Genomic DNA, 13,064 nt, shown 5'->3' on the forward strand with positions numbered 1-13,064 from the left:
TTTATGTATTATATAATGCAAATATACTATTTCTCGTTTGAATTTTCTTCTTCAAAATCTTCTTCATCAAATTCGTTAAATTCAATTTTTTCTACTTCTCCAACTTCTTCATCACTTAAGATATTAATGGTTGGTTCTACAAATTCTTGCTGATTAGCTAATGTTTTATTCAATGTTAAAACCAGCGATGGTAAGAGTACTAAATTAGACAACATTCCAAACAATAATGTTATGGAAACCAACCCTCCTAAAGCAATTGTTCCACCAAAACTAGATAACATAAACACCGAAAAACCAGAAAACAAAACGACTGAAGTATAAAACATACTCAACCCAGATTCGTTAATGGTAGCAAAAACAGATTTTTTAATTTTCCAATTGTTTCTTGTTAATGCTTGTCGATATTCTGCTAAAAAGCGAATAGTATCATCTACCGAAAGACCAAATGCAATTCCAAATACTAAAATAGTGGATGGCTTCAATGGAATATTAAAATAACCCATAATTCCTGCAGTCATTAATAATGGTAATAAATTGGGCACTAAAGCAACAACTATCATTTTAATCGAACGAAACATAAAAGCAATCAACAAAGCCGTTATGAAAACCGATAACAATAAAGATTGAAGTAAATTATCTAATAAATATTTTGTCCCTTTTTGAAATACTACTGCTTTTCCAGTTATTGAAACTTCATACCTTTCTTTTGGGAAAATTTCATCAATTTTTGCTTGTAATTTAGATTCTATTGCGTCTAAATTATTGATTCCTTCGTCTTTTATAAATGTGGTAATTCGGGTATATTGACCTGTTTCGTCTACATAACTTTTCATTATGTTATCCTTACTGTTTTTTACCGAATTTTTTGCAAATGACAAAATGAAAGCTTGTTCTTGCGAAGTTGGCAATTCATAATATTCAGGATTGTTATTGTAGTAAGCTTGCTTAGAATATTTTACTAAATTAACAATAGATATAGGTTTTGACAATTCAGGAATAGAGTCTATAATTTCCTGAAGTTCATCCATTCTTTTCAAAGTAGTTAATTTCATGACACCTTTTTTCTTTTTGGTATCAATCATAATTTCAATGGGCATTACGCCATCAAATTCTTTTTCAAAAAACACAATATCATCATAAAAAGCAGCTTTTTTAGGCATATCTTCTATCAAACTTCCAGAAATTCTCATTTTGAAAATCCCAAGAATACCTGTTGCTAATAACGAAATTGCTACTATGTAAACTATAGTTCTCTTGCTTTTAATTGTTTTTTGAATCCAATTTAAAAAACTTACCGCATAACTTCTTTCTAAATGATCTAAATGACGTTCTTTAGGAATAGACATATAGCTATAAGCAACAGGAATTACAAAAAGACACAAGAAAAACAATGCTATAATATTAATGGAAGTAACTACTCCAAATTCTTTTAGCAACTCATTATTAGTTACAATAAATGTTGCAAATCCAAAAGAAGTTGTAAGATTTGTAATCAGTGTTGGTGTTCCAACTTTTGTAATTACACGCACTAAAGCTTTGGCTTGATTACCGTGAATTCTGCACTCTTGATGGTATTTATTTGTTAGAAAAATACAATTTGGAATTCCAATAACAATCATTAAAGTTGGTACTAAAGCGGTAAGAACAGTAATTTCATAACGCAATAACCCTAAAAATCCGAAAGACCACATTACCCCTACAATTACAATACACATTGAAATTAAAGTGGTTCTGAAAGAGCGGAAAAAGAAAAAGAAAATCAATGAGGTTATTCCAAGTGCTGCACCAATAAATAAGCTGATTTCACTAATTATATATTCTGAATTTAAAGAACGGATATAAGGCATTCCTGAAACATGTAAATCTACTTTTGTTTCTTTTTCAAAAGCTTCAATAGCTGGAATAATTTTATGTAGAACAAGGTTCTTTCGTTCAGGAGTGTTTACAATTTTTTTATCCAAATAAATCGCAGAACGAATAATTCCAGATTTATTGTACAACAATCCTTCATAAAAAGGCATTTTAGTAAGTAATTCTTTCTTTCTTTCTTTTAAATAAGTAGCATCAGTTGTTTTTGAAGAATCAAGTAATGCAGCCAATTCAAAAGTGGATAAGCTATCGTTTTTTTGTAATCTTTTTAAATCATTTAAAGAAATAATTACCTCAACTTCTTTGTTTTGTTTTAACTGAAGCATTAATTTTTCCCAAGAAGCGTATATTTTTGGCGAAAAAATAAGACTATCTTGTATTCCTACAACAATTAGATTTCCTTCTTCTCCAAATTTTTCTAAAAACGAATTGTATTCTATATTGGCTTTTTCAGAAGCTGGTAATAGATTCGCTTCTGTGTTGGTAAACTTTATGTACTTCCATTGCGAAGCCATAAAAAGGGTAAAAAGGGCAACTAAAATTAATAATCCTATTTTATTTCTTAGTATTTTACTGGCGATAAAATCCCAAAAACTGGTGCTTAACCACTTTAACATCTCTCAAAAATTAGGGTGCAAAGGTATGTATTTTTGCTTAATTTATTGGTTTAGAGTGTAAGATTTAAGTTAATTTTAAAAGCCTAAATCCAAATAATAAGAAACTTTTATTGCGATGTTATCTTCAAAGTTTGCCAATTGGTTTGGACCATATCTATAAAATGCAACTAAACCAAAACCTTTGAACAGTTTATTACACTCAACTCCACTTTCAAAAAAACCATCCTGCATTGTTTTATAGGCAATTCCAAGGTGCTGATTGTTTTTGTTATTAGAACCAATAGCCATACGTGTCACAACAGTAAATTCTGGGTTAATTTTGTAGCCCAATCTAATTTTATTAAACGTATGTTTCAATTGCAATGACGCATATTTATTTGAGAAAAATTCATTAAAATACATGGTTTCAAAACTATTTTTCCCAGCAAAAGTAATTCGCTGTAAAATAGCATCGCGATTTAAATTATTTGGCACAATACTGTATAAATGTGTTATAGGAACATCTCCAAAAGCAATTCCTGTTTGTAATAAAATAGTGCTCTTTTGACCTGACAAATAAGGCAATTCATAATAGGTTTTAAAATCTATTTTAGAAAATTCAAAATCATTTTCTAAAATGTCGGGTAATGTTTGTGTGTATTGTATAGAAAATTTTGGATGACGCTTTTCCATTTCAATTTTCCCCATTGGTGTTTGCATGTAATTACTAAATGGGTTCCATTGAAAACCCAATTGAAGCGTGGTAATAGTGTAATCAGTATACGAAACGCCATTGTTTACAAAAGTATAATCAAACAAAGGTTTTACTTGACTTTGTGAAACAGCGAAATAACTTGTGGTCTTGGGCAAGACTTTACTTTCTACAAAAACAGAACCCACTTTATTGTTATAAAAAGTAGAAATATTAATTGGTCGCGGGTCATAAATTTTAAACCTTCTCGAATCAGTAGCAAAATTAGTTTGTGCAATTTCACTAATATCATCAGAATAAGAAGCACTTACCCATGTTTCTGAGTTTTTATGTGCTAAATAAGAAGGTGTGATTCCAAATTTAATTTCTTCATCCTTTAAACCATAGGCTCCATAAAATGCTACTTTATACTTTTGTGATAATTTATCGTTTGTTACACCTCCAAGACCTAACCTAAAACCTTCAAAATTATTGTACTTAACAATACTTCTCAAATCAACATCAATAACTGAAACTGGAAAATAGCCATTAATAATTTTTTTTCCTAAAAAAACTTTATGCTCTATTTTTTCTGACAAAGACAAACTATCGATTGAGGTATATGTTCTTAGTTTTCTTTTATCAAGTGTATCTTTTGTAAATGCATTCCAATATTCCGATGGTTTTTTCAAACTGCTTTGTGGAACTTCAATTTTTACATTTGGTTTTGTTATAGTAACTGGTTGATTGATTTCAATATCATAAGGTGTAGATTCTATATGTAAATAGGCTTGATCGGTGGCATTTTTACTTTCAATATTCTCTAGAGAAGATGTAAACTTAATGGTTCCTCCCAAAATATTCAAATCCTCATAGTTATTTCCTTTCAATACTTTGAAAGAGCGTTTTTCTGGAAACCAAATGTTATGCTCTTTTAAATAATTAAATGTATAGGTTGCATTAATGTTTACTACTCCATAAATACGATAATATGCCTTTGAAATGGCGTATGTCTCAGTATCGATGTATAACAAACCCCTAAGTCTATTTGCATTTAATTTTTTAGGTTGAAAATAAATTCGAAAAGCTTTTCTACCTTGAATAGAAACGGTATCAATAAGCTTATAGGAATACAATCTTCTTCCATAATTAGAAATTGGATTTTGAACCGGAATTTCTAATATTTCAAACGGATTTTCATATACCGAATATGAAACCAATTTTAAACCTAAATATTCATACAAAGGCTGTTCAAAACCGGCCATTCTAGTCGCTAGAATAGTTTCTTTACTTTTTTTATTTGAATACTGAATTAAGTTTACTTTTTCAGTTTGATATAAATGATGTTTTTCTACTACTTTTTTAAATTTATAATTAGTAGAATCTAATTTCATAAGTGGCTTTCTAAGAAACCTTTTCTTATAAATGGTATCTATTTTACTAGAAATGCTGTCTGGATTAGCCGTTACTTGTAAATACTCATAATTTTTATATTGAAAACTAGATAATGCCTTAACGGGATCGTTACTTTTTTTGTTTTCAATTACCTTTTTTATAATATTGTTTACTTCTATTTCAGAATATACTTCTGCTTTTTTATCGTTTAAATCTGTAATTAATTTAATAGTAAGTAGCGAAGTAGTGTTTGAAGCATAAACAACTTTTTCATAATATCCTTTATAATTTACTTTAATAGGAAGCTTAATGTCTTTTATTTCTATTGAAAATTTACCTTCCCAATCGGCCGTTATAGTAGTTTTGTTATAAGTTACAGAAGCAAATGCTATAGGCACTGCATTGTCAAAATCGATAATTTGTCCTTTTATTTTGATTTGTGCTACCAAACTATTAGTCAAGATAAAACACAAAAAAAGCCAAAAATATTTCATGTAAGTTTTTTCAAGTATTTCACAAAGATATTTAAAATAAAAAATCCCGAGTGTTAATCGGGACTTAAATTTATACTTTCATGATTTCAGCTTCTTTAACGGCTAAAAGTTCATCTATTTTCTTGATAAAAGAATCGGTTAGTTTTTGCACATCTTCTTCTGCTTTTTTACAAATATCTTCTGCTGTTCCATCTTTCTCTTCTTTTTTGATATCTGAATTAGCATCTTTTCTATGGTTTCTAATTCCAATTTTTGCGTCTTCCGCTTCTGCTTTTGCTTGTTTTACTAAATCGCGTCTTCTTTCTTCTGTTAATGCTGGAATATTGATGATAATATTATCTCCGTTGTTCATTGGGTTTAATCCAAGATTAGCAACCATAATTGCTTTTTCAATAGGATGTAACATGTTTTTCTCCCAAGGCGTAACCGTTAAGGTACGAGCATCAGGAGCATTAATGTTTGCAACTTGCGATAATGGTGTTTGTGAACCATAATAATCTACAAAAACACCACCCAACATTTGAGGCGAAGCTTTTCCTGCTCTAATGTTTAAAAATTCTTTCTCTAAATGCACAACAGAACCTACCATAGCTTCTTTTGCACTGTCTAAAATAAAGTTAATTTCTTCTGTCATCTCTTTAAATTTTTACCTCGTACTTCTAATTTTGTACTTCGTACTTTATATTGTTACTGTTGTTCCGATAGTTTCTCCCTCACATACTTTTAATAAATTGCCATCTTTATTCATATCAAACACAATAATTGGCAATTTATTTTCTTGACTCAATGTAAAAGCCGTTGTATCCATTACATTTAATCCTTTTGCTAACACATCTTCAAATGAGATATAATCAAATTTAACAGCGTCTGCATTTTTTTCTGGATCGGAAGTGTACACACCATCAACACGAGTTCCCTTTAAAATTACATCAGCACCTACTTCAATCCCTCTTAAAACGGCCGCAGTATCTGTTGTAAAATATGGATTGCCTGTTCCTGCTCCAAAAATTACGATTCTTCCTTTTTCTAAATGACGAGTAGCTCGTCTTTTGATGTATGGCTCTGCAATTGCTTCAATTTTTAAAGCTGTTTGTAAGCGCGTTTGCATTCCAGCTTCTTCTAATGCGCCTTGTAGTGCCATTCCATTAATAACTGTTGCTAGCATTCCCATATAATCTCCTTGCACTCTATCCATTCCATTGCTTGCGCCAGCTACACCTCTAAAAATGTTTCCGCCTCCAATAACGATAGCAATTTCAACGCCTTTATCGTGAATCTGTTTTATCTCAGCAGCATATTCAGCCAGACGTTGTGGGTCGATACCATATTGTCTTTCACCCATTAAAGCCTCACCACTTAATTTTAGAAGAATTCTTTTGTACTTCATTTTGTTGTATTGATTTGTTGTGCAAATATAGTTAAATAGCTTTTTTCTAAAAAAAATGTTTTAACAATTATAAAGACAAATTTTCAAATGCTTTTTTTGCTTCATTATATCCAATTTCAAATATCAAATCCATTTTGTTTTTATTAGTTTCAAAAGTGCTAAAACTGGTTAATTCTTTTGGCTCAATAATTAAATCGCAATGATTGAATTTTTGAAGATTAGAATTAGCTGTTAATAATTCTAAAGCTCTATAAGTGACTGATTTTATTGAACTCAATTGTTTTGCTTCCATATTTTGAACTGGACTCACATAAACACCAATAATAGAATCGCACTTTCCTTGTAATAAATCAGCCGGGAAATGATTCAAAATACCACCATCACTATATAGTTTTTCTTTAATAATGTAGGGAGAAATCATTCCTGGCACTGCAGTAGAAGCAAGCACTGCATCAACAATTTTAGTGTCGGAATTGAAGATCTTGAGTTTTCCTTTTACCATATCGGTAGCGGTAACATAAGTTGGAATATTCAATTCCCCTAAAGTAGTAGCACCAAACACTTCATCAAAATATTTTTTAAATGATTCCGAATCAACTATTCCCGCTTTTTTAAATGTAAAATGTTTCCAATGAAAAAAGTAGATTGACTTAAAAAAATCTAAAATTTCTTCTGGTTTTTTACCAAAAGCATACATAGTTCCAACAATAGCACCTGCACTGGAACCTGAAATGCAAGAAGGCACTATTTCTTGTTCTGACAAAAACTTTAAAACACCTGCATGAGCAATCCCTTTTGAACCTCCTCCCGAAAGTGCTAATCCTATTGATCTTGAAGCTAAATCCATGTGTAACATTTCTTACATTTAATTTCCAAAATTAGGCTTAAATTTGCCAAATAAAGTTAATAAGATGATAAATACAATCCAACAAACGTTACAAAATAGTTTTTCTTATATCGAATACAGAAATTTAGCCACTGATTTAATTGCTCAAGGGAAATCAACAGGACATGAACAATCTGAAGATTTATTACACTATTCTGAATTGAATGAAGCAAGAATGAATCGTTTAGAAAAAACTATTACTATTGCTGATGAAGTAAAAACCAAGTTAGAAAATTTAGACAAAAACTATATTTGGTTAGTATTAGCAGAAAGTTGGTGTGGTGACGCTGCTCAAATTTTACCTGTTATCTATAAAATGAGTGAAGCGTCAGAAAAAATAACATTAAAAATTGCTTTACGAGATGATAATGACACCTTAATGCAAGAATTTTTAACAAATGGTGGTAGAGCAATTCCTAAATTAATAGTTTTAGACGCAACTACTTTAGAAATTATTGTGGATTGGGGACCAAGACCACATGGTGCTAAACAATTAATCCTTGACTATAAAGCAACCTATGGAATAGTTGATGAAAACGCAAAAATAGCATTACAAAAATGGTATTTACTTGATAAAGGAAGAGAAATACAAAACGAGATTATTGCTTTATTTGAAAGTGTATTAGCGTAAAGTTCCGATTATTTTTAGTTTGTTTGAAGTGGAAATTCCACCAGGGTTACAACCAAGTTGTCCTTCTGGGATTTCCATTTTTAAATCTTTATAATAATCTACCCAAACTTCGAAAAAATTATTGCTTTTTGGAGATTTAAAAGTCATTGGAAACAATTCAAATAATGGTTTTTGGTAAGAATACAGAAATGCATCATAAATCAATTCCGAACAATAATATTTTCCATTATCATACAAATATTCGTCATCATATGGAACACCAACTTGTTGCAATGAAAACGAAACTGCTTCTGGAATATATTTTCTAAATTTTCGTTTTAATCTTCCAACAAACATTTCGTCTGTAGTATAGGTTTTAAAAGTATCATAAGGAGTGATTTTTACTTCTTTTCCAGAAGCTTCAATTACGAAAATAGAGTCATTTTTAATATAAACCATTCCTAAATGGCTAAAATCTTTTCCTTGATAACCTGCTGTAACTTCATTAATAGCTTCGCAAAGCGGTCCACAATTCATGGATTGAAATAAAATATCACCTGTTTTGAGTTTCACATTTTGAGCAAAACCAAATTGAATACATGAAAGAATTAGTATTAAAACTTTATTTTTCATCATTTATTTCTTTTTCAAAATCTGTTGGAGAAACTGCATTTTTAACATCATAATCTCCAATTTTCGTACGACGAAGCATTGATAAATATCCGCCAGATTGCAATGCTAAACCAAAATCATATGCTAATGAGCGAATATAAGTTCCTTTGCTGCATTTTACTCTAAAATCGACTTCTGGAAGCTGTATTCGGGTAATTTCAAACTCGTAAATAGTAGTTTTTCTAGCTTGAATTTCTACCTCTTCACCTGCTCTTGCATGCTCATACAAACGTTTTCCGTCTTTTTTGATAGCAGAAAAAACGGGTGGTTTTTGATCGATTTCACCAAGAAATTGTTTTGTAGTTTCTAGAATCAAAGCTTCTGAAATATGAACTGTTGGAAAAGTAGCATTCACTTCCGTTTCTAAATCATAGGATGGAGTTGTGGCTCCTAAAACAATGGTTCCTATATATTCTTTAGTTTGCGCCTGAATTTCAGTAATTTTTTTAGTGAATTTACCCGTACAAATAATCAATAATCCTGTTGCTAATGGGTCTAAAGTTCCCGCATGTCCAATTTTAAATTTTTTTGGTAAATCGTATTTACGTTTTAAAATGTATTTTAATTTATTTACCGCTTGAAACGACGACCAAGTCAAGGGTTTGTCTATTAGAATAACTTTTCCTTCTAAAAAATCTGTTGCTACTTTCAAAGTCTTATTTATTTAATGAAAAATAAGCCAATAATATAATTCCAGCTATAATTCTATAATAACCCCAAGGCTTAAAACCATACTTTTTAATAATCCCTATGAAGAATTTTATAGCAATAACAGCAACAATAAATGCAACAATATTACCAATAAAAAACAGTTTTAAATTATCATTTGATTGAGTCAACAATTCATATCCTTTTAATTGAGAAACTTCATATGTTTTTATGAATAAAGAATATGTAGTAACTGCTAACATAGTTGGAACTGCTAAAAAAAACGAAAACTCAGCAGCTGTTTCACGAGTCAAACCTTGTTGCATTCCACCAATTATGGAAGCAGCAGAGCGACTTGTTCCAGGCATCATCGCTAAACATTGCCAAACACCAATAGTTATGGCTTTTTTTATCGTAATATCTTCTTCACTTACAATTGTAGGATTGTTAAATCTCCCATCAATAAACAATAATACAATTCCACCTATAATTAACACAATCGCTATTGGAATAGGATTACCTAAAATTGCATCTATTTTATCATCAAATATTTTTCCTAAAACCAATGCTGGAATTACGGCGCAAGCCAATTTGATGTAAAAGTTAATCTTTGAAAAATCGAAAAATTTTTTCCAGTATAAAACAACCACTGCTAAAATAGCACCAAATTGAATTGAGACTTGGAATAATTTTACAAAATCATCTTCTTGAATCCCAAAAAAAGAACTAGTAAATATCATATGTGCTGTTGAAGAAACAGGTAAATATTCTGTTAATCCTTCAACAATTGCAATAAGTATTGCCTGTAAATAATCCATTTTTTATAGTAATTAATGATTAGTAAAAAGTGAAGAGTAAAAAAAAGCTAATTACTATTCTATTTTCACTATTTACTTTTTTTAAGAATAGAATAAATCGTGATTCCAAATCCAATTAAAACTACAGTTGGAGCCAAACGGATTCTTCTAAAATTAAACATCTCCTTATTATAAACATTTGGATCATCACTTCCTCCACCACTCATTAAAATAAATCCAAGTGCAATCACCGCTAAACCAATTAAAAGAATTTTATAGTTTACTTTATCAAAAAGAAATTCTGGTTTGTTATTATTTTCCATTTTTTTATTTTTAATTCACTGAGGCCTAATAAAGGTCATCTGTTTTTAAGTTTAAGAAACGTTGTGTTGCAAAATAAGTACTAATTGAAGTAATAATAATTCCTACTACTAATACCCCAAAAATCACAATTCCAATAGAAGTATAATCTTTAGCAATTCCTAAACTTGGAAACAAACCATCCACATAAATTACAACGCCTATTAATCCAATAATTGCTAAGGCAGATCCAATTAATCCTAATTTAATGCTGGTCCAAATAAAAGGTTTTCTAATGAATGATTTAGTTGCGCCAACCATCTGCATCGTTTTAATAGTAAATCTGTGAGAATACACAGAAAGACGTAATGAACTATTAATTAACAACATTGCAACAACCGTTAAAATTCCGCTGATGATTAAAATCCAAAAACTGATCTCTTTAACATTGTTGTTTACTAAATCTACTAATTGTTTGTCATAAATAATTTCGGTAACCATTTCGTTTTTACGAATTGTACGCTCAATTTTTTTGATACTATCAGCATTTACATAATCTCCTTTTAAGTGAATATCAAATGAATTTTGAAGCGGATTAAATCCTAAAAACTCCATAAAATCTTTACCAACAATATCTACGTTGTTTTTAGCAGCGCTGTCTTTATGTACAAATGCATAATCTTTGATGAATTTCGCATTTTTCATTTCTACATCAAAAGAATTCAACAAACTATCATTTGCTTCATTATTAAAAAAAACAGTCATTGGAATATTTTCTTTAAAATCATCAGATATTTTTTTAGAATTAATTACAAATAAACCTAATGTTCCCAAAAGGAATAAAACTAAAAAGATACTCAAAACTACCGAAAAGTAAGACGAAATTAAACGTCGCTTGTTGTAATTTTCAAATGATGATGCCATAAAAGTGTATTTAAGCTGTAAAAATAGTAAAGAATTTTTGTTTACACAGAATATAACAACAAAGTTTTAACTTTAGTATTTATTATCTGTAAATTTGTTTCCAAATATATATGTTATGTCATTCAAAATTAATTTGTTTTTTATTGCCTTTTTACTAAATTATTTTTCGCTATCTGCACAAGATATTGCAATCCCATATCGTGATGGAAACTTATGGGGGATGTGCAATCCAGAAGGAAAAATAATTATCGAACCTAAATTTGACAAACTTGAATTTCAACAAGATTACTCGACAAATCATGAAATTCTGATTCCAAAAATAAAAGACAAAAGAGGTTTGATAAGCAACGGAAAAGTCTTATTTGATGCTATTTATGACAACGTGTATGAAAAAAACGGAAATTATGTTTTAATTTCTGAAGACAGCAACACTAAACGCACAGATATTGTATCGCCTGAAGGAAAATCAATTCTTAAAAAACCTATTATTCAAATTATTAGTTCTGACAATATAAATGGCTCTATAACCGCTTTTCACATTTTAAATACCGATTATACAGAAAGTATTTTTATTTATGATAATATAAATAAATCTATTGCACAATGGTTGTATGAAGATTACCATTCCATCACTATTTTAGACAAACAAAGCAATATGACAAGTGTTGTTTTTGCCACAAAAAAATCTGAAAACGAGGCTTTAATCACAGAAGCTTGGGATTTTTCAAAATTACCAAAAGAAAAAGTAAAATGTAAATTATTATATAAATCTGAAGACGCTTACTTGAAACGATTCATGGAAAAATCATATAAATATAATGATGAATACGGAAGCGGTTCTGGAAGCTATGGTGGTGATGAAGTTGTAGTAATGGAAGACATCAAAGGCGATTATAGTTATGATGTTGTGGCTGAAGCTCCAAGAGAAGAAGATACTTCGCGCAATTACAAACCTTTAACATATTATTCCAACTCTTTTAAAATTGTAAATAATCAATTAGTGTTTGAAACATCCAATCAGTATAACCCAAAAGAGAAAAAAATAACTACTACGGTAGATTTAAAAATTCCAGTATCAGCAATTGAGATTAAAAGTTACTATAATAATGTAAAGAAAAACGACACCATACAATATTTTCAAAATTTTGTAGCGTATAAAAAGAAAGGAAAACAAGGTGTTTTATTTACTTCAGATGTAAAAAAAGCAATTGAATTTGACACCATCAGCAAAACATTTGTAACGATAAATAACTATAATGATAATGCAGAAATTGTATTTATTGTGGGTAAAAAAGAAAACAAAACCAATCGTTATAAATATAGTTTTTACTCCAACAACAAAGGTTTGCTTTTTCCTTTTCTATATGATGAATTAACCGCCTTAAAATTATATTCTAATCAAGGAAACATTACTTATCAATCTCGAATTGACAAAAAATACGGCATCGTTCAAATGAATGGACAAGAATTATTAAAACCCGAATACGAAGCGTTTAAGCAACCACAATATTCATCAACAAGCGCTGTTACTAAATTATACCACTTAAAAAAAGACAATAAATTTGGTATGATTTTCCAAAATACTAACACTTATAAAATTGAAATAATTGATGCTATTTTCGACTATGAAATTGGCGATATCTATTTGAATTATCCAAAACTAGAATATAAAAAAACAACCGAATCTAATCCGAAAGTGTTACCTAAAATAACGTTAATTTCTTTAAAAGATAAAAATGGAAATTTAAAAGGTTATGCTAATGCAAACGGTACATTATACTATAAAAATTAAGAC

Annotated in this window: 12 protein-coding genes; 2 read left to right on the forward strand and 10 right to left on the reverse strand. The window is 29.7% G+C overall.

From position 1 onward, the window contains the following. Positions 1 to 26 precede the first annotated feature (26 nt). From VK164_RS09740 to VK164_RS09760, 5 genes are all read right to left on the reverse strand, one after another. The gene (locus VK164_RS09740) at positions 27 to 2,486 is read right to left on the reverse strand and encodes an efflux RND transporter permease subunit (RefSeq protein WP_324209154.1); all 2,460 of its coding nucleotides are present in this window, start codon (positions 2,484 to 2,486) and stop codon (positions 27 to 29) included. A 75-nt stretch (positions 2,487 to 2,561) separates the two neighbouring features. After that, positions 2,562 to 5,045 carry a DUF5686 family protein gene (locus VK164_RS09745; RefSeq protein WP_324209155.1) on the reverse strand — a complete coding sequence of 828 codons (2,484 nt, stop codon included), beginning with the start codon at positions 5,043 to 5,045 and terminating at the stop codon, positions 2,562 to 2,564. Positions 5,046 to 5,115: 70 nt separating this feature from the next. Continuing rightward, positions 5,116 to 5,679, reverse strand: coding sequence for a ribosome recycling factor (gene frr / locus VK164_RS09750; RefSeq protein WP_324209156.1), 564 nt, complete (start codon positions 5,677 to 5,679; stop codon positions 5,116 to 5,118). Positions 5,680 to 5,724: 45 nt separating this feature from the next. Further along, a complete protein-coding gene (gene pyrH / locus VK164_RS09755) occupies positions 5,725 to 6,432 on the reverse strand; it encodes a UMP kinase (protein ID WP_166235114.1) in 708 nt (235 codons plus the stop codon). A gap of 67 nt (positions 6,433 to 6,499) precedes the next feature. Further along, a complete protein-coding gene (locus VK164_RS09760; protein WP_324209490.1) occupies positions 6,500 to 7,279 on the reverse strand; it encodes a patatin-like phospholipase family protein in 780 nt (259 codons plus the stop codon). A gap of 64 nt (positions 7,280 to 7,343) precedes the next feature. Between VK164_RS09760 and VK164_RS09765 the strand changes: the two genes are divergently transcribed. Further along, positions 7,344 to 7,949, forward strand: a complete 606-nt coding sequence (locus VK164_RS09765) for a thioredoxin family protein (RefSeq protein ID WP_324209157.1) — start codon at positions 7,344 to 7,346, stop codon at positions 7,947 to 7,949. Here the strand turns inward: VK164_RS09765 and VK164_RS09770 are convergent. The 5 genes from VK164_RS09770 to VK164_RS09790 all read right to left on the reverse strand — a co-directional run bounded on the left by VK164_RS09770 (position 7,941) and on the right by VK164_RS09790 (position 11,269). Further along, the gene (locus VK164_RS09770; protein ID WP_324209158.1) at positions 7,941 to 8,564 is read right to left on the reverse strand and encodes a YiiX/YebB-like N1pC/P60 family cysteine hydrolase; all 624 of its coding nucleotides are present in this window, start codon (positions 8,562 to 8,564) and stop codon (positions 7,941 to 7,943) included. The two genes, VK164_RS09765 and VK164_RS09770, sit on opposite strands and share 9 nt — an antisense overlap. Beyond that, entirely contained in the window at positions 8,551 to 9,252 is a 702-nt protein-coding gene (gene truB / locus VK164_RS09775) for a tRNA pseudouridine(55) synthase TruB (protein WP_324209159.1), read from the reverse strand. Before truB ends, VK164_RS09770 begins: the two co-directional genes overlap by 14 nt. A gap of 4 nt (positions 9,253 to 9,256) precedes the next feature. Continuing rightward, the gene (locus tag VK164_RS09780; RefSeq protein ID WP_324209160.1) at positions 9,257 to 10,066 is read right to left on the reverse strand and encodes an undecaprenyl-diphosphate phosphatase; all 810 of its coding nucleotides are present in this window, start codon (positions 10,064 to 10,066) and stop codon (positions 9,257 to 9,259) included. 68 nt (positions 10,067 to 10,134) lie between these two features. Next, the gene (locus VK164_RS09785; RefSeq protein WP_324209161.1) at positions 10,135 to 10,368 is read right to left on the reverse strand and encodes a DUF3098 domain-containing protein; all 234 of its coding nucleotides are present in this window, start codon (positions 10,366 to 10,368) and stop codon (positions 10,135 to 10,137) included. 25 nt (positions 10,369 to 10,393) lie between these two features. Beyond that, entirely contained in the window at positions 10,394 to 11,269 is an 876-nt protein-coding gene (locus VK164_RS09790) for a cell division protein FtsX (protein ID WP_324209162.1), read from the reverse strand. 115 nt (positions 11,270 to 11,384) lie between these two features. Here VK164_RS09790 and VK164_RS09795 point away from each other — a divergent pair, with 115 nt between their 5' ends. Next, on the forward strand, positions 11,385 to 13,061 hold the full coding sequence (locus VK164_RS09795; protein ID WP_324209163.1) for a WG repeat-containing protein: 1,677 nt from the start codon (positions 11,385 to 11,387) through the stop codon (positions 13,059 to 13,061). Positions 13,062 to 13,064 lie beyond the last annotated feature (3 nt).

The organism is Flavobacterium sp., assembly GCF_035299005.1.
Lineage (GTDB): Bacteria > Bacteroidota > Bacteroidia > Flavobacteriales > Flavobacteriaceae > Flavobacterium.

Excerpts from the sequence above, each read along its gene's own strand:
- VK164_RS09740 (WP_324209154.1), bottom strand. The coding sequence starts at position 2,486 with ATGTTAAAGTGGTTAAGCACCAGTTTTTGGGATTTTATCGCCAGTAAA.
- VK164_RS09745 (WP_324209155.1), bottom strand. The coding sequence starts at position 5,045 with ATGAAATATTTTTGGCTTTTTTTGTGTTTTATCTTGACTAATAGTTTG.
- frr (WP_324209156.1), bottom strand. The coding sequence starts at position 5,679 with ATGACAGAAGAAATTAACTTTATTTTAGACAGTGCAAAAGAAGCTATG.
- pyrH (WP_166235114.1), bottom strand. The coding sequence starts at position 6,432 with ATGAAGTACAAAAGAATTCTTCTAAAATTAAGTGGTGAGGCTTTAATG.
- VK164_RS09760 (WP_324209490.1), bottom strand. The coding sequence starts at position 7,279 with ATGGATTTAGCTTCAAGATCAATAGGATTAGCACTTTCGGGAGGAGGT.
- VK164_RS09765 (WP_324209157.1), top strand. The coding sequence starts at position 7,344 with ATGATAAATACAATCCAACAAACGTTACAAAATAGTTTTTCTTATATC.
- VK164_RS09770 (WP_324209158.1), bottom strand. The coding sequence starts at position 8,564 with ATGATGAAAAATAAAGTTTTAATACTAATTCTTTCATGTATTCAATTT.
- VK164_RS09780 (WP_324209160.1), bottom strand. The coding sequence starts at position 10,066 with ATGGATTATTTACAGGCAATACTTATTGCAATTGTTGAAGGATTAACA.
- VK164_RS09785 (WP_324209161.1), bottom strand. The coding sequence starts at position 10,368 with ATGGAAAATAATAACAAACCAGAATTTCTTTTTGATAAAGTAAACTAT.
- VK164_RS09790 (WP_324209162.1), bottom strand. The coding sequence starts at position 11,269 with ATGGCATCATCATTTGAAAATTACAACAAGCGACGTTTAATTTCGTCT.
- VK164_RS09795 (WP_324209163.1), top strand. The coding sequence starts at position 11,385 with ATGTCATTCAAAATTAATTTGTTTTTTATTGCCTTTTTACTAAATTAT.